Here is a 17,054-nt window from a genome sequence, read left to right on the forward strand (position 1 = left end):
GAGGGCATTCGGATAGTTTGAGGGAATAGAGGAGTGCCCGTTAGTAGTGGCAAAGGTAGAGGATCGTTAAATGAGCGGACCGGGGAAAAATACCCTTTTTGAACAGGAGTATTTTTAGTATATTAACAGGTCGTGAAAAAATATAATGGAAGATGTGTGAAAATGTTTTTAGTATGGAATCCTAAGTAATTAAATGTGCTGAAGTGTAGGTGCGTCTGTGTGTGATGATGGCCAGCCGGATAAGCCCTGGATTTTTATTTTCTGCCTGTGGTAACCGGCTTGTCCGGGGTCGGTAACCTCATCATGTTTTAGTCTGCCACTACATACCTGGCGGTAAGTTCACTCCATACTTTATGGCCTGTAATCATATATTGTATACTTTTTACGTATCCGGCCACTGCATCGTTATAGCTCCCGAAATCCGGCGGATGGGCAGCAGTCTGAATGAGATGCGCAATTTCCTTATTATGCAAATGAACTGCCGCATCCATGGCTGCCGGTAGGTTGTCTCCATTTTCCCGTGTCATCAGCAGCACCAGATTGAATATTTCTCCTTCCCGCAGCTCTTTGGGGTAAGAAACAATATCATTCAGCCAGCTCATGGCCAGTACAGCACTCTTACGAAGGGTATGAATGAAGGGAGAGCTGATAATACCGGCCGGAAGAAAGGTCTGATTGGCAGGTTCAAGCAGGTCTGTCATCTGATGAAGCCCTACCAGTTGCTCCCGCATTATTTTATAATACGACACCGACGGAAAGATACCGGTTCGGGTAAAGTAGGCTTCACTTATCATCGATGTAAAGTATTGTTTTATGTTGTTGATATATCGCTGAAGCCATGCTTCATTTGCGTTTTCCAGAAGTAGCCGCCGCAGCAATGAAAATTCCCTGATAACAGCAGAAGTGCTGTTGGTCGTATGCCCCTGCAGATGATGAATAGCCTGGTCGGCATGGAGCTGCAGCACCTCCGGATCCTGGTTGGCATATAAATCGTCGAATGCAAAAAAAAGCAGCAGATGCAGTGCCGCGGCTTCCAGAACAGCTCTGCCGGCAAATGGATAAAAACGTGTTCCCAGATTTCCCAGCTGCGATTTCCGGTACCTGGCAACGATGTGGTCTGGTAACTGCAACCGGTCTATCCAGGTGGTAACGAAGTCCTGTATGGCTGGGGCATACGGACTGTCGGCATGTGGAAATGGATAATCCAGCCTTTGCAGAATTGTTGTCATCATAAGTATTTCAGTTATTCCTAAAGAAATATGCGATTGAAGAACAGTCAGTAATGCTGCTGTTTATGTTGCAGGAATTATGCTGATAAGATATCAGCACGAGGTATTGCCGGATGGTAGTCATTGATTTACATCCTACAGGGATAATGAAACAACTGATCAGGACTTTTGTTATTTTAATATTTGTTATGAGAAGTCTTTACTTAATTGATGATACCTCATCCTGTCTTGCCGGGCAGGAGGGATGAGGTATAATGCAGATTGATATTGATAAGGAAGGTACTTCTTACTTATATTCTGTGGTGAAATTATAAGGACCGTTATGTCCTATGAGATTTACCTTGGCGCTGTATTGAACAGAAATATTGAACCCAAATGATGCTGAGGTAGCAAATGGCTCATATCTTGCCCAGTAATTATTGGGAGCACCGCTTTCCGTTAAAAACTGATCAGCAAAGTTAAATTGGGCAGATAATAATCCCAGCGTAGGTACACTGTTGTTTTTTAATCCGGAGGAGGCAATGGCTACAATCTCTGCGTCCTCACTGGTAGAGTTTTGCCAGTTCTTCCCTATTGCCCATATGGTAGATCCTATAGGCCAGCCTCCTGATGTATAAAGAGGTTCACTCAGGTACTTATAACCATCGACGGCCAGAACTACGTTTTGATTAACATACGAATGCCCCAGACCTGTCGTTTCACCTCTGCGCAGAATGCCCAGAAAGTTGCGGTACTCAACCCATAAATGAACGGAAACAAACCCCATGTTCTGATTATTGATAGAAGCATTCCATAGTCTGTACTGAACATAGCCATAAATATTCGTACCGGCATCCTGCGTGATAGTTCCCTGACTCAGGCTGAAACTTGCTGGGGGAGGGGCGCTTCCATAAATTGTCTTGTTGGTGTTAGTCCGGGAAAGCTGGGATTTATATTCCTGACGATAGGAACCTTTATGAGACTTTTTCCAGATGACAGTTTCCGTACCAGTTCCCCTGGCGTTCTTGTCAGCACTAACAGGCGTTGACTTTATCATGTCTTCCCGGAAGCTCAGTAAATTGTCGCCTACCCTGACATGGCCGTCAGCATTTACGACGGAAGATTCCATGATGCCGCTGCAGTTAATCTGGTAAGAGCTGTCTGCATACCATACAGCGATGTTCCTGTATTTATCTCTTACTGCATAGAATCCGGCTGCATCACGGATGTCTTCCATCTTATTCAGTTCCCTGTTTAGTTCCTCATATTTACTTCGCAATGATGCAAAGCCTGTTGATTTTTCCCATGCTGCTCTTTGGGGAGCCGGCAGACTGTTTATAACCAACATGGTCTGGATGAATTCCTGATTATCCTTAAAGTGAATGATGCCGTTTTCTACCTTTAGTTTAGGTGTTGAAGCAGGAGAGGAGTCGGGTTGTGTTGTTATTGTATCCTTTTTGCAGGAAACCAATGTGATTAAAGCCATCATAGTGGCTGTCATGGCGAGTTTAAATGTCATATTGCTACGTTTTAAAGAACAGAATTCCGGGTTATCTATGGTTGAATAATTGTCTGATAAATATATTCCGGGCCGATGCGGTAATGAAGCACAGGTAATTTCTTTGCGTATAAGCAGCGTCTTACTACATTTCTTTTGATCTTGTTTTAATGGCTGTTTTATTGGTTGTCATTAACTAATTTTATGGCGCGGCAGCGATGGAAAGGGGGCTTGCAGGCTATCATCCCTTATATTGTTGTCAAGTGGTTTTATATTTATACCGGAATTTTATGAAAGATTTATCTCAGGAAGAAAAACAGATTCGTTATGTCGCAAGTTTTCAAGATCTTGTTGCTACGCCTTTCTGTGGCGTAATGAATGCCATTTGCTGGACCCGTAATCTGACAGGTGATTTTGCTGAGATTGTGAAAAAGGTAGTGCAGAGTGGCAATATAACGGAGATTGAACCGGAAGAACTTCAGGCGCTGCAGTTGAGTGAACAGGGAAACCTGGCCCGTGAGATCCTGTTAGGGGATTTCGCGCTATTGACGGCTCATGGCGCACAGCCCAGCCTTAATGTGATCAGGAACTATCATCAGGATGATGACTACCCGTTTTTTCCGACTGATGTATATTCTTTTCATGTAGATCGTTCTCCAATACCCACCAGTACCTTTTTATGTACCTATTATGGCGAGTCGAGCGACATCCTGCCCAATGCGCAGGGCCGGCAGAAAGTGCTGATTCCGGAAATACGTGATGAACTCAGGAGGTTATATGGTGGTGCTGAAGAAGGGTTTGAAGCATTCCTGACAGAAAATTTCTTTGATCTGCACTACCAGGCTGACCCTGATGCGCATGTAATGAGTTTGGGTACTGGTAACCTGTGGCGGCTGGCAGTAGATCATCCCGGAAGCCAGGTGCCGCCTTGTCTTCACCGTGCGCCAAGGGAGAAGCCGGGTGAGAGCCGGTTGCTGCTGATTTGCTGAAAAGAAGTTTTTAATAATGGTATGAGAAATCTCAGCAGAAATAGGAATTACTGAGGATTTGATTGCTGCAAAAGGTGTAATAGGATATACGGGCCCCATATGCCCTGCATCCTGTCCTGCTCAGCGCGCCCGCGCCTGGACAACAAGCCGGATAAAACGATGGTAAACTCCGGAAGATTCCTGTTCTTCTTCTCCGCTATTCTCCTGAGAAAAATATCTTCAGAAATATTTTTCTCCCTATGACTGGAATACGAAATATTCATTTATATTTATAACGTTGAGCGCGTAAGCAGTATCCCTTTTCTTTAGAACGTCAGATGTATTATTCCCCTGTGTCAGGAAGGCCAGGCCAAACCAAAATCACTGTAGTTAATTCTTAATTCCGGTACCAATGAAATCTGTTTTTCATTCCATCTTTTTATTGTTAATCAGTTGTTCCCTGTTCGCCCAAAACAAATTATCCATACAGGGCAAAGTCACCGATATATCCGGAGCCGTTATTCCTGATGCATCGCTGAAACTGCAGCCGGAAAAGGGACAGGAGCTGATGATACATAGCAATGCAGCTGGCATGTTTTCCTTTGAGAATCTGAGCGACGGGGTTTACAAACTCACCGTTTCGCATATAGCCTATCAGACGGTAGCTTCACAGACGCTCACCCTGAAAGCCAGCATCACCGGCATGAAGATAGCCATGACGCCCGCCACATCGCAACTTAAAGGTGTAGAAGTTACCTCTGCCCGGAAACTGCTCACCATGCAGGGCGACAAACTTGTATACGATCCGGGCGTACTCCCCGGTGCAGATAACGACAACTCCATCGAAATACTCAAAAAGATACCAGGCTTCTGGGTAGAGCAGAATGAAGACATCCGCCTTAACGGGAGCGGAGATGTCACCATCCTGATCAACGGTGTTAAGCAGAACCTCGTAGGCAACCAGGTGGCCGGCCTGCTGAAATCTATTCCCGCCAACGCCATCAGCAAAATAGAAGTAGTAACCGGCGGCGCAGCACGATACGATGCCGCCGGTGGCTCCGTTATCAATTTTGTACTGAAACAGCGCACACTGGACGGCTACAACATTAACTTCGCCAACAATGTGCTGATAGACAGATACGTCAGCAATAACCATAACCTCTACGCCATGCTGCTCACCGGAAAACTGCAGAGCAGCACCTCCGTCAGCTTTGCCAGCAACCATAGCTACTACAACGAAGATGGCCGGATCAGTTATGACCAGCAGCACGCCAATACTGCTGACATCGGCTACCAGCGCAACTCCCATACACGTTCCTCCGGCCCGGCCCTGTATGAAAACCTCAGCTACGCCATCAGTAATAAGAGTAAAATTATGCTGGACATCAGCTCCACCTGGAAAAACAGTCAGAGCGACTTCACCGATACCAGCCACTTCGGCGCTCCGCTGAACTACCGCCAGCAGTATAAAAGAAACGACGAAATAAAGAATAACCTTACCTCCGCCAACCTGATTTACCAGTTCAGGCCTGATACTGCCGGCTCCCTGCTGGCTGTCAACTACGGCTATATCAACGGCTACATCCGGCAACGGCAGGATATTGAAAACAGCAGATCGCCGGCAACAGGCTATGGCAGCATACTACAGGCCGGATACCTGCCGCTGCAGGGGTATCAGCATATCATTAAGGCAGACCTGGAAAAAAATTTCCGTCATTGGGTACTGGAAACAGGTGTCAAATACAGCGCCGGCCGCATTGACAACAACGCCCGCTATGATACCATCAAACCAACAGGACCGGTGTTCGACAAACAACTTTCCAATACCACTTCCTATGATGAGAAAATCAGCGCGGCCTATGCCACACTCAGATATACGCGTGGTCGCATCGGATTCATAGCCGGCGGCCGCCTGGAACATACGGCAACCGCTACTGTTAACGGTATGTCGGGCACTATCCGTCAGGACTATACGAATTTTCTGCCCAACGCGGCCATCACTTATCAGCAGCCCGGCTATTCAGGTATGCTGAAGCTGAGTGCAGGACTTTCCCGCCCGGACTACCAGCTGCTCAACGACTACCGCTACTATATCAGCGAATATAAATATCAGGAAGGCAATCCTTTCCTGAAACCATCTACCAGGTACACCATCTCCCTGGAAAATAACATCGCCGGTTTTCTTACGGCCAACATTGGTTATATACGCCTGAATGACCAGGTACAGCTTGCCGGCACACAGCTGAACAACTCTCCCTACACCGCCATACGGCCGGAAAATGCGGTAAACGTCAATGATTATTATATCAGCCTGTCTGCAGCCTACAGCCTCCTGCAACATAAGCTGGAAGGTAATCTCAACTTCTACGGAGAAATGTTCCGTTATTACAGCAACGGCAAATTTCCGCTGCAGGGCGTGAATCAGGACCTGTCAAAATACTTTACCATCAGTTGGAGCAACAACTACTTCATCACCCGGAAGCTGGTGCTGGAAACATCTGTCTTCTACAGATCTACCGCCTATTTCTATCAGATAACACAGGGCGACCGCTGGCAGGCAGATGCCGGCCTCACCTATTATCTCAGCAAAAAATGGAACTTCGGCGCCAAGTACCTGGATATCTTCAATACCTATGAATACCGCTATACCAATTTCTACGATAATTACCTTAACACCTATCTGCGTGATCTGAATGTGAACAGATTCCGCCTGACCGTAAATTACCGCATCAGCGGAGGGTTGAAGAAAGTAAGCAAGCCTGCGGCGGATAATAATGCAGAGAATATGAGCAGGTTTCAGAATCAATAATCAGTAATCAGTAATTACGAATTACGAATTGCGAATTACGAATGTAGAAGCGAAGATTAGCGTGAAGATTTAAGTGGATGTTTAATAGTTGTCTCCTTAAATCTTCACGCTAATCTTCGCTTCTACATTCGTAATTCGTAATTCGCAATTCGTAATTATTTAACCCAAGTGGGTTATAAAAAAAACCGGTTAGCATATATATGCTAACCGGTTTTTTCAGGTGGCTCGTAAAGGAATTGAACCTCTGCTTCAAGAAAGAAAATCTTGCGTCCTAACCTCTAGACTAACGAGCTGTATAAGTAATACAGTAAAGAGATATACTGAATTCTTATGTAAACAAATATATGTAATAAGTGATGAAAAAACAAAGTTTTTGATGAAGATTTTTTTACTTTTTTTCTCATTTTTATCCAGTTGATTTTTGTTGCCTGATCATGCTGCAATCAATTAGTATTTTCTGATAGTACTACCCGGATAGAGTTCTTTCAGCACTTCAAAAAACCAGTAGTCTAACTCCGGTTCCCAGTAGTCCGTCATATAAAAACAGGAGAAGAAAATTTCCTTGTCATCGTATACCACTACTTTATCTTTTTTATCCGCGAAGGCTGCTTTCGCGCCTTCGGCGCCCTTTGCCACACGTTTGAGGGCCCAGAACCAGATATGATACAGTCTGAATAATTCCTTGTCGCGCTTAGAGGGATTGTCTGCCGTATAAAACACCACCTGATTCCGGCGCAGGTATTCCAGTCCTTTAAACACAATAGTAGCAGCTATTTTGGGGTCGTGGGCATTGCTGACAATATTCCATCTTTCAAATGTCATTTCACAGATGCTGATTCGTTCCCCGATACCGGGCAAATAGCCGGAGCTGCCCACCCAGTGCTCTTCAAACTTTATACAGTACTGGTTGCCCAGTTCCGTAGCAAATACGAAAGCATTTTCATTTATTTGAGAACATTCATATCTTTCCAGTATCATATACCTTATTTTAAATGTTATCATCCCTCCACCTCCGTCAACTGCAGCAATGGAATCAGTATCTGCAACCGCATCTTCCTTTTTTCAAAAGGTTCGATGTTTCCTATGGTAAAAGTGGTATCGCGCTTTTCTATCTGTACAAGTATAAACTCTTGCAGGAAGCAGCTGACCTGGCTGCATTTCATGAGCTGACAGCTGCCGCAATTGAACAGATGACCACTATGGCCAGTAAGGACCAGTACTTTATTCAGCTTACCGAGCTGGCGTTCTTTCTGCGGCTGTACCAGGAAGAAATCAGTAGCGGACAGGATATTACTGAACTGCTGGAACATACAGACGATATGCTCGTGAAAGCTGCCACGATACAACTGCAACAGCAGCAGCTGGACGGATTCTCCGGCGCCGGGTTCCAGATATACTACCTGTTGTATACCGGATCGCGGCATCCGTTGATCAATACCTTCATAGAACAGATCGCTGCACGCGTTCAGCAATCAGGCAGTTATGCTGTTTCGCTTCAACCTGGTCAGCCGGCGCAACCTGGTATTATTCACGGTATATCTTTTCTGTTGCTGATCCTTGCCGGTTGCCTGCAACAGCATATTTTGCCGGATACCTGCCGCAGCCTGCTGCAAGGCTTCAGCACCTATCTGCTGTCGCATCAGCAGGAAGAGGCCGTACATCATACTTACTTCCCGCATGCCTTCGGTCATCCTTCTTTTTCGCGGCTCAATATCTGTTACGGTGATGCCGGTATCTTCACGGCGTTGTTGAAGACAGCGCAGGCCACGGGCGACTTGTCTTTGCTGCAGTTTGTTGAGCGCGGCATACAGTTCAGCGCGGGCAGGCAATCGGCAGACCGTAACGGTATCGATAATAATGGCATCCTGTATGGGTACAGTGGCATCTGTCTGTGGCTGCAACGCATGCAACAGCAAGGTATTGCCATCAGCGCCGGCGATATATTATGGTGGCAGCAACAGCAGGAATCAGGTGTTGCCGCCCTGAACATATCATCACCGGAAACGCCCGCCAGTCAGCTGAAGCCGCTTACCTTCGCGGAAGGCGCCACCGGTGCATTGGTTGCCCTGATGAGCCGGCATCTGCAGGATGACAGATTCTGCTCCTTCCTGTATCTTCCTTAAACGGCCGTCTCCTGCAGGATCATATCCCGGTGAAGATCTACCAGCAGCACGATACGTGTTTCGTCTGTTTTGTTCCACGCTTCATGCGTGTAGCTGTCATCAAAAATCATCAGTTCTCCTTTCTTCCAGCCTCTTTCGATGTTGTTGATTTTAATACCGCATTCACCTGCAGGAATATGCAGCCCCAGGTGAGAGCGCAATACATTGTGCGGCCGCATCCTGTCGAAATGCGGGTAAATAATGGTTCCCGGCTTGAGGGAGGAATACGCGATGCTGTAGATGTATTCATCATACTTTGTGAGCAGCGTATATAACCCCGCGCAATGTTTTTTCACGACCTCGTTGATGAAGTTGTTACCTTCATAACGCAGGCCCAGCACCTGCCATCCCTGATTGAAGATGTGTTTGTTGTACCAGTCCAGGAAAAAGTTATTGCGGTATATTTCCGCAGACTCCTGGTAGAAGACTTCTGTATTCTCCAGCACATAATCAAATATTTCATGTTTTACATCATAGAATTCCTTGTAGTCATTCATATGCTTAACAGATTTTTAAGTAAGGTAATTTTTGTATGTTCCTGTATGTAGATGATACCATTCATATTTTTCCGGCGTAGCAGCAGCGTATCCGGCTGCAGCAGCCGTACCTGGTAGCCATCGCCGGCGGCGGACCGTTGCTTTACGGTTAACGGAATGAAATAGTCCCTTCCGTTGGCAGTTACTTTCAGATTGTAATGACGGGCGCTGTCCAGCTGCAAGGATCCGGTATGTAACAGACCGGTTGTTCCTTCGGTGGTCTGTATCACCACTGGATGCGGCATCATCCTGGAAGGATGATAGAAAAACAGCAGCAGCAGCATACCTGTTCCGGCCAGCAGATATACCAGCCATGCGATGATCAGCAGGTTGCGCGGATTTTGTTGAATTACGGCGTCTTGCTTCATTCTTCTATAGTTTGCAGTTGTTGTCGGATCAGTTTGTAATAGGCTGCCTTGTTTTCCAGCAGCTGGTCATGCGTTCCGGATTCAACAATTCTTCCGTTATCAAAGACCACGATATTATCGGCAAACCGGATGGTACTGAGACGATGCGCTACAATGACGAGGGTTCTGCCCTTAGCGAATTGTTTCAGGTTAGACATGATCACCAGTTCGTTTTCTGCATCAAGCGCATTGGTGGCTTCATCCAGCAGCAGCAGTTCAGGTTCCCGGTATACGGCGCGGGCAATCATCAGCCTTTGCTTCTGTCCCTGGCTGATACCTTTTCCATCTGCGCCGATCATCATATCCCATTTCAGCGGCAGGGCGCAGACATACTCATAGATATTGGCAATTTTAAGCGCACGTTCCAGCCGCTCCATATCTACTTCATCCGATAAGGCAATGTTTCTGGCGATGGTTTCATTGAAGATGTAATTCTCCTGTAAAACCGCCCCTATATGGTTACGCCAGTCTTCGATGTTAACGGTGCTGAAATCCGTATTACCTACCGTTATCCGGCCGGAATAGCCGGTATAGTATCCCATCAGCAGTTTGAGGATGGTGGTTTTACCGCCGCCGCTGGGTCCTACAATGGCGGTAGTTTTACCCCGGGGAATATGCAGGCTGAGATTGTCGATAGTGAAATCGGCGTCCAGCTTCGCATGCTTGAAGGTGACCTCTTCGAAATAAATATCTTCCTGGTGGCTTCCCTTTACCGTATGTTGTAAGCCGGCTTCTTCCTTTTTCATCCAGATATCAAAAATCCTGTCGAAGCTCAGTTTGGCTTCTACGCCGTTCAGAATAGAGGATACAATATTCTGTACCGGCCCTACCAGCTGTCCGATAATAAACTGTATGGACAGCATGGCGCCCAGCGTGAGCTTATTTCCGATGATGAGCTTAGCGGAATAGTAGATGATGAAAAGCTGTGTGATCTCAAAGATGATTGTAGCGCCGGTTTCCTGTATCTGCCCGATGCGCAGCGACCGGAACAGGGTACCGTTATACTTTTCCTGGTTGTGTTTCCATTTGGAGATAAAGAATTCGGAAGAGTTGTAGATCTTCAGGTCCTGGATACCGCTGACCAGCTGGGTCAGGATGGTCTGGTTCATCGACAGTGTTTCAAATCTTTCCCAGTCATTCTTCTTTCTTACTTCTATGAAGATGAATATCCACAACAGGTACAGCAGGGCTGAAACACCAAACAGCAGGAGAAATACGCTGTTATAGATATACAGCACCGTGGTAAAGACTATCAGGGACAGTACCGAAGTGATGAAGCTGAGTACATACCGCGTGATGAATACTTCCACCCGCTGGTGATCCCGTACGCGTTGCAGGAGGTCGCCTATTTTTCTTCGTTCAAAAAAAGTGACCGGCAGCCGGAACAGCTTGGAGAGGAAGCTGTGTACCAGCGAGAAGTTCACTCTTATACTGAGATGCGTAACAATCCAGCCCCGCAGTATTTCGAAAGTACTCTTGCTCAGGATCAGCACCAGCTGGGCCAGCAGCAGGTATTGCACCAGCTTCAGTTCTCCGGAGGCAATGCCGCCGTCGACCAGGTTTCTGGTAAGAAACGGCAACAGAAATTGCATCAGCATCGTTACTATCAACCCTGTGATGAGTACGATGAAATAGATGCGTTTGTGCGCAAGCTGCCGCCGCAGAAAGGCCATTCTGGGTTTGAAGGTAGAGGGATCGCTTTCCTGCTCAAAGAAGCGTGCTTCCGGCTGCAGGCTCAGCACATAGGCCTTCCGCGAACCCGGATTGCCGGCAAAGCAATGATCATAGAAGTCTTCCTTGCTCATCACTACTATGCCCCTGGCCGGATCTGCAACGGTAACATTCCGTTTGCCGATCTTTTTCAGTACCACAAAATGATTGCCTTTCCAGTGTACGATACAGGGCAGATCGCCCTGCAGCTTTTCTATGTCCGGCAACTGCTGCAGTACGAGCCCTTCCGCGTTAAAACCCAACAGGGCAGCACCTTCGCGCAGCAATGACATAGACGTACCTATATTGGCGGTATCTACGATACCGGCGAGGCGGTCTGCGGAGAATTTTCTGCCATAATAGCTGCAAACCATTCTCAGACAGGTAATTCCGCAGTCGCTTGCATTTATCTGATGATAAAACCGTAACCTACTTTTCTTGAACAATCGCATCAGAGATATTTATACGCTTTGCAATAATTGATTTGTAGTACAACTCCAGTAAAGAGTATATCGTATACTCGTGCATCCTGTTTTTGGCCAGCAGGAAACGCAGGAGGAACATGTGCATAAAACTGCGCATGGGACCTATCTGCTGGTGGCTGTCAGGATATGCGGCAAGTACCAGCCCGCGCAGGTTCCGGCTGTAATCTTCAATAACGGCAGCTATCTCCGGGGCATTGGTGAATGGCAGTTTCCGGTCCCTGAGTGCCTGCTCGAGCAGCGTGAAATGTTCCCGGTACTTCGTTCCCATTTTGCGGCGCTGGGCTTTGTTGGCTCTGAATTCAACCGCAAACCAGTCCCTGCTCTCCGTTACGTACTGATGTTTCTGTTGCAGATTCAGGGAGAAGGCATCCATGTACACATCAAAAATTACGACGGCCGGCAGCCAGTTGAGTGCCGGATGACCGCCCTTGTCCAGCAACTGTAATATGTCCACAGATACTTCGCTGTCCAGGCAGAAAATCTGTTCCGCCGCCGCAATCCTTTCCGGGCCGCCATAGCGTTCAATTTCACGTTTGTAGGTATCCATGGATATTCTGTCGATAAAGTCGTTGTTCATGAACGGCCCCACTACCTCGTAGAAGAGGCGGAACAGCTCTCCGTAGCGGCTTACATCGCGCAGATGAAAGCGCAGCCTGATATGCGACTCCGGATCATGGAAACGCAGAAAGAACCAGGTGGATATAAGTCCGGCCTGCTTCATCCGCGCTGTCATTGCCGGCAGGTACTCCCGTATCAGTTTATCTGCGTTGGTAACGCCTGTATAAATCTTGATATATATCCATTCAGAGCCGGGGGGGAAGTCTCTGCTTACTTTCGGGAATACGGTAGCGTTCAGGTGCAGGTATTCCTGCTTACTTTCCAGGAGATGCTGATTTTTGAAAGGAATAATGATCTCATGCAGGTAGTTGCCCTGTTCATTGCGGATCAGCTGCTGATCCGCGCCGGCGTACAGGTTCTCTTCTATTATCAGGATGGCATTTTTAGCGAGCATATCTGCCAGCACCATCACTGACGGGTACGGACATTTTTCCATGTCAATAAACAACCTGTTATCGCCGGCGAAGACAAAGAAGTTATCCGGAATATTTTTCTCTTTCAGTACAGCCCTGATTTTTTCCAGCCTGCCTTCAGGATTCAGGTCCCAGAGGTCGGTGAATTCGCGCTGGTAGATGGACCAGGAGGCGGGCCTGAAAATATAGTTCTCGTACCTGATGCGGGGTACATGTTCCAGTATTTTATTGATAGGTCCCAGATTGAGGCTCATGTAGCGCACCCCTTCCATATGCTCGTTCTGCAGGTCGTACAGGAATTTATACAGTGGCAGGATGTGCTTATTGGTATTATGTGCATTGGAGAGCACCGGAATGATCCGCTCATTCCTGTCATTGTAGAGATAGAAGACTTTGTTTTCCAGTCTGACATACAGCTGATCTACGCGGATGATGCCGGGCGCGGTGCTGTTGGATTTGGTGATATATCCGATCTCATGATCGCGCAGGCTGGACCTGGTGGTAATATTTCCCAGGCGCGGATCTGCGAGGTGCGTGATCTCTGCTACTTTAAACTGTTGTCTGCTGTAGCAGGCATTTTCAAAGTCCGCAATCTTCCGTGTTACTTCCTGCATCTCTTCATTCATGATAGAGAAGCGGCCCAGTAAGGTCAGCGCCGTATCAGATCCCCAGTCTCTGAAGTGAACGAGCGGCTTCCCGGATCCGGTTGGTACAATACTGACAAAGGCATTCAGCGTGGGCGGAATTTTATCCATGTCAAAAGTAAACTGCTCCAGTTCCGCCGGAGTGATGACTACTTCGTGGCTTTGCTGTTGCTGTGCGCGCTGGATCTTGCGGAACAGGAACGTGTGGAAGCGGTTATCCCACATGAGCGGCGTAACCCCTGTTCCGGCGGGTCTTTCGTTCACCGGCACATCATCTACCAGTGGCGTGTGATAGAGTAGGCTTTCCGACAGGGAATTATAGGCGATGCCATATTCCGGGTCCATCAGCTCCACCAGTTTGACGGACTGCTGTTCGTAGCGCGCTTCAAATTTCTTTTTAAAGGCGTCGAGTGACTCAGCGCCGCGGCTTATTCCGGCGAGTTTGAAAAGGTATTTCACTCCGTTTTTCACATTGATGACTGCGTCGTAGGAGAGGTTGGCTGCGGCCTCTGCTTCCGCATCCATCTGGAAATAGTCGGTGCTGGAAAATTTAAGCGGGAATTTTTCTGCTTTTAGCGCCAGCTGCCGGAAGATTTCCACGTTGTTGTCCGATGGCTGTAAAGCGGCTGTAATGTCGTTTTTTTCTTTCAGCAGGTTCCATACATCGCGGAAGCGCTGTTCAGATGGCAGGTCCGGGATACCTGCCTGCAGTTTCTTTCCGATCAGCTCCAGCAACTGATCTTCGTATCTCGCGCCTACCAGCCAGGGTTCAAACTCGGAGATCAGAATTCTTTCATTGATCAGCTCATGCAGGAATTCAGCCGCATCGTCCGGGGTTATATCATCGTCTGTAATGGCGGCTGCCAGCTCATTGAAAGACGGCCCTGCCGCGGCAGCTTCCAGAATTACCGACAGGTATTTGTTCATCCGGAAGGTAGACAGGGAGTAGTTTCTTCTGCCGGCGCTGTCATAGTTGAATTCAATATACCGGTGTATATCGCTGACACAGTAAATGCTGTTGTTGGGGAAGAAACGGATATACGGCCTGTTTTCCGGTTCATCCGTCAGCGCTTCCATGACAGACAGTAAAAAGGCTGTATCCCAGTAAAGGTGTTCCTTTAAAGCTGCTTTGGGGGCTATATGATCAGGCTCCTGACTAAGCGTACCGATGCCCAGCCCGGCGAAGCTGCCAAAAGGTGTGCAGCGTGTAGCCATTCTGTTCAGGTATTTCAGCGCGGTCATCTGGAATCCCTGCATGCGTTTGAAGTCCTTTTCATCGATGCCGCCTTCCAGGAAAACAGTAACTTCCTTCAGGAAATTATCTGATGCAAAAAACAGTGCGTTCTGGACTTCAGCAGAGGCCAGTATATCTTTCAAATAACTATTGATATCCGGGTATTTGCCGGCGTCCAGGTACTTTTCCAGCGGGAACTGCGGGATTCTGTACATGAATTTACCAAAGCTTTCTACGTTAAATTTCATATGGCAGTTATTTGATAATGCTTTGTAAATAGTAAAGGGATTCCAGGCGGGCGGTATTATCCAGCAGGAGATCAAAGAACATGAATTCATCCACGCCGAATGCTTCCCTGTACTGGTTAATCCTGTCTTCAAACTGTGGCAGGGAGCCAATAAAGGAGTTCACAAAATTACCGGTGCTGGCAGTTTCAGCGAGATGCTTCGCTTCTTCCTCCGTTTTTCTGCAGACGCCGGAGAAAGCCACAATGACCTGTGGCAGGCGGCCGTGCACGTTGTAATAATCTTCCTTGTATCTGGCAATTGTGTCCCGCTCATATTCCACCGGCTTTGTGCTGTGAAACATAGAGCGGGCGTAGTTCATGCGGTATTCGATGGCAGTGGCCGTATGACGGAACGAAGATCCCAGCATAAAGGTATCCGGTACCTGTCCTTTATAGGGAGGTATCACCACCTGGTATTTCTCTACCATCTGTTCTTCATGGTTAAAGAACTGATGCAGGGATTTCATCTTCTCCGCCATCATATCCGGTATTTTGTTCCGTTTGCGATGCAGCATGAATTTACCTACCTGTACGGGAGGGGTGCCATTGGCAATACCGAGATCCAGCCGGCCGGGGAAGAGGTTTTCCATTAGTTTGAAATGCAGTGCGATTTCGTAGGGAGAATAGTAATTCAGCAGCACACCGCCTACGCCTATTTTAATTTTGCTGGTAGACTGCAACAGGATAGGCACCATCATCAGCGGTGAACTCCAGGCGTCCATGTTGGAATAATTGTGATGTTCACTGATCCAGTAGCGGGAGAAGCCCATCTCGTCAGCCTTTTCCGCATAGTCAATTACATCCAGCACTTTACCCATACTACTGAGCGTAGTGGTTCTTCTTCCGAAGTCGAGTAATCCGAGTTTTACAGCCATTGTTCAAAAGTTAAGCAGAAAAATATCGTTCCATCCGGCAGCTTCAGGCGCCTGCGCCGTAAGCAGACTTAACACTATACCGGCGCGGCCTTCCAGCAATCCGGCATTATTTTCATCCGCCCATTGCTCAGGAGGATGTGCGTCTATCTTTTGCAGCAGCGTTTCTGCCCATGCGAGGGAGGCGTCTTTATACATCTGTTCACCTGTAGCGCGGTAGATGGTATCATATACGTTAATCAGCCCGCTGTATCCATGGCAAAAGAAGAGGTTCAGCTTATCCGTCTTATACAGGTCGTTGCTCAGTGTCAGCGAGGCAATCTCCTTTGCGGTGGCAATATATTCCTCCTTCTTCAGCACCTTCCCCATTTTCAGATACATCAGTGCCTGGTTCAGGTCCCCATAGCACCAGGCCAGCCTGCTGGTATAAAAATCCAGGTTTTGTTCATCCATATTCTCCATCTCGATATAACTGGTAGGGTAGTACGAATTTCTGCCGGTCGCCTCCAGCGGCCGTCGCTTCCCTTCGATAAAGCGCATGCCTTGTTCGATAAGGTAGCTGACCTGCGTTTCAGCGATACCTTTATCTTTCAGTTCCGCAAGGATCATCAGTTGCCCCGCCAGGCCGTGTGCCAGGCCCAGGTCGAATTCTATCTCTTCTCTGCCCAGCAGTACCGTGTTCATCATCCGCATCCCGCTATCGTCAATCCGCGCTTTCCCCTGATATGCCGCCAGCATTTCCATAATCCATGGCAGCATCTTTTCTTCGGGTAACCGCCGGATGAAGTAATAGAGTATCCCCATGCCGCCGTGCAGGTAGTCAGACTTCCCTACCTTCAGGGACTTCAGCCCTATGTTAAAGAGAAATTCTTCTGTATCCCCGAAGCCGTCATTGATATCGAACGACAGAAATTTCTTTTCATTCAGATGGCAGAACAGGTAACATACACCTGCCAGGCCGTTACAGAAGGAAAAGAGATTTTGAAGCTTATAGGTGTTGTTGTTGATGGTATCGATGAGAAGGTCGCAGCATTCGTGCCCTTTACGTGTGTAATGCGGATCGTTCAGATAGCGGCCGGCATAGAAATTACAGAGGGTAAGCCCGGCCAGCCCCTGCATGAGTGATATATTCCGTTCTGTATCCTCTGTCTGTACCGCGTTGTTGAGCGCGTCCAGCATATGCCTGATTCTGTTTTCCATAGCA

General features: G+C 47.6%; 12 protein-coding genes and 1 tRNA gene. 3 read left to right on the forward strand and 10 right to left on the reverse strand.

The genetic code is table 11. From position 1 onward, the window contains the following. Positions 1–308: 308 nt before the first annotated feature. Both GWG06_RS10455 and GWG06_RS10460 read right to left on the reverse strand, forming a co-directional pair. Positions 309–1,232, reverse strand: coding sequence for a terpene synthase family protein (locus tag GWG06_RS10455; RefSeq protein ID WP_160713107.1), 924 nt, complete (start codon positions 1,230–1,232; stop codon positions 309–311). A 283-nt stretch (positions 1,233–1,515) separates the two neighbouring features. Next, positions 1,516–2,727: a hypothetical protein gene (locus GWG06_RS10460; RefSeq protein WP_160713109.1), complete on the reverse strand. Its 1,212-nt coding sequence runs from the start codon at positions 2,725–2,727 to the stop codon at positions 1,516–1,518. Between the two features lie 269 nt (positions 2,728–2,996). Here GWG06_RS10460 and GWG06_RS10465 point away from each other — a divergent pair, with 269 nt between their 5' ends. After that, on the forward strand, positions 2,997–3,695 hold the full coding sequence (locus GWG06_RS10465; protein WP_160713111.1) for a DUF1826 domain-containing protein: 699 nt from the start codon (positions 2,997–2,999) through the stop codon (positions 3,693–3,695). 391 nt (positions 3,696–4,086) lie between these two features. Beyond that, a complete protein-coding gene (locus GWG06_RS10470) occupies positions 4,087–6,483 on the forward strand; it encodes an outer membrane beta-barrel protein (protein ID WP_160713113.1) in 2,397 nt (798 codons plus the stop codon). Positions 6,484–6,704: 221 nt separating this feature from the next. On the opposite strand, the gene GWG06_RS10475 is transcribed toward GWG06_RS10470, so the two are convergent. Both GWG06_RS10475 and GWG06_RS10480 read right to left on the reverse strand, forming a co-directional pair. Continuing rightward, positions 6,705–6,775 (reverse strand) — tRNA-Glu (locus GWG06_RS10475). Positions 6,776–6,930: 155 nt separating this feature from the next. Next, positions 6,931–7,461: a hypothetical protein gene (locus GWG06_RS10480; protein WP_160713115.1), complete on the reverse strand. Its 531-nt coding sequence runs from the start codon at positions 7,459–7,461 to the stop codon at positions 6,931–6,933. A gap of 14 nt (positions 7,462–7,475) precedes the next feature. On the opposite strand from GWG06_RS10480, the gene GWG06_RS10485 reads away from it, so the two are divergent. Then, a complete protein-coding gene (locus GWG06_RS10485; protein ID WP_160713117.1) occupies positions 7,476–8,606 on the forward strand; it encodes a lanthionine synthetase LanC family protein in 1,131 nt (376 codons plus the stop codon). Here the strand turns inward: GWG06_RS10485 and GWG06_RS10490 are convergent. The 6 genes from GWG06_RS10490 to GWG06_RS10515 are packed head-to-tail and all read right to left on the reverse strand — an operon-like array spanning position 8,603 to position 17,050. Next, complete coding sequence (locus GWG06_RS10490) at positions 8,603–9,142, reverse strand: aspartyl/asparaginyl beta-hydroxylase domain-containing protein (RefSeq protein WP_127040882.1); 540 nt, start codon at positions 9,140–9,142, stop codon at positions 8,603–8,605. The genes GWG06_RS10485 and GWG06_RS10490 overlap by 4 nt on opposite strands. After that, complete coding sequence (locus GWG06_RS10495; RefSeq protein ID WP_160713119.1) at positions 9,139–9,549, reverse strand: hypothetical protein; 411 nt, start codon at positions 9,547–9,549, stop codon at positions 9,139–9,141. The genes GWG06_RS10490 and GWG06_RS10495 overlap by 4 nt, the downstream gene beginning before the upstream one ends. Then, positions 9,546–11,750 (reverse strand): peptidase domain-containing ABC transporter, encoded by a 2,205-nt coding sequence (locus GWG06_RS10500; protein ID WP_160713121.1) that lies wholly within the window; start codon positions 11,748–11,750, stop codon positions 9,546–9,548. Before GWG06_RS10500 ends, GWG06_RS10495 begins: the two co-directional genes overlap by 4 nt. Next, positions 11,728–14,940, reverse strand: a complete 3,213-nt coding sequence (locus GWG06_RS10505) for a lantibiotic dehydratase (RefSeq protein ID WP_160713123.1) — start codon at positions 14,938–14,940, stop codon at positions 11,728–11,730. The genes GWG06_RS10500 and GWG06_RS10505 overlap by 23 nt, the downstream gene beginning before the upstream one ends. 7 nt (positions 14,941–14,947) lie before the next feature. Then, positions 14,948–15,853 (reverse strand): LLM class flavin-dependent oxidoreductase, encoded by a 906-nt coding sequence (locus GWG06_RS10510; RefSeq protein ID WP_127040894.1) that lies wholly within the window; start codon positions 15,851–15,853, stop codon positions 14,948–14,950. Positions 15,854–15,856: 3 nt separating this feature from the next. Next, positions 15,857–17,050, reverse strand: coding sequence for a lanthionine synthetase LanC family protein (locus GWG06_RS10515; protein WP_160713125.1), 1,194 nt, complete (start codon positions 17,048–17,050; stop codon positions 15,857–15,859). Positions 17,051–17,054 lie beyond the last annotated feature (4 nt).

The sequence above is a fragment of the Chitinophaga solisilvae genome, assembly GCF_009928525.1.
In the GTDB taxonomy this organism is placed as follows: domain Bacteria; phylum Bacteroidota; class Bacteroidia; order Chitinophagales; family Chitinophagaceae; genus Chitinophaga; species Chitinophaga solisilvae.

Bases quoted from the DNA above. Each gene is read 5' to 3' on its own strand.
- GWG06_RS10455 (WP_160713107.1), bottom strand. From the start codon at position 1,232: ATGATGACAACAATTCTGCAAAGGCTGGATTATCCATTTCCACATGCC.
- GWG06_RS10460 (WP_160713109.1), bottom strand. From the start codon at position 2,727: ATGACATTTAAACTCGCCATGACAGCCACTATGATGGCTTTAATCACA.
- GWG06_RS10465 (WP_160713111.1), top strand. From the start codon at position 2,997: ATGAAAGATTTATCTCAGGAAGAAAAACAGATTCGTTATGTCGCAAGT.
- GWG06_RS10470 (WP_160713113.1), top strand. From the start codon at position 4,087: ATGAAATCTGTTTTTCATTCCATCTTTTTATTGTTAATCAGTTGTTCC.
- GWG06_RS10480 (WP_160713115.1), bottom strand. From the start codon at position 7,461: ATGATACTGGAAAGATATGAATGTTCTCAAATAAATGAAAATGCTTTC.
- GWG06_RS10485 (WP_160713117.1), top strand. From the start codon at position 7,476: ATGTTATCATCCCTCCACCTCCGTCAACTGCAGCAATGGAATCAGTAT.
- GWG06_RS10490 (WP_127040882.1), bottom strand. From the start codon at position 9,142: ATGAATGACTACAAGGAATTCTATGATGTAAAACATGAAATATTTGAT.
- GWG06_RS10495 (WP_160713119.1), bottom strand. From the start codon at position 9,549: ATGAAGCAAGACGCCGTAATTCAACAAAATCCGCGCAACCTGCTGATC.
- GWG06_RS10500 (WP_160713121.1), bottom strand. From the start codon at position 11,750: ATGCGATTGTTCAAGAAAAGTAGGTTACGGTTTTATCATCAGATAAAT.
- GWG06_RS10505 (WP_160713123.1), bottom strand. From the start codon at position 14,940: ATGAAATTTAACGTAGAAAGCTTTGGTAAATTCATGTACAGAATCCCG.
- GWG06_RS10510 (WP_127040894.1), bottom strand. From the start codon at position 15,853: ATGGCTGTAAAACTCGGATTACTCGACTTCGGAAGAAGAACCACTACG.
- GWG06_RS10515 (WP_160713125.1), bottom strand. From the start codon at position 17,050: ATGGAAAACAGAATCAGGCATATGCTGGACGCGCTCAACAACGCGGTA.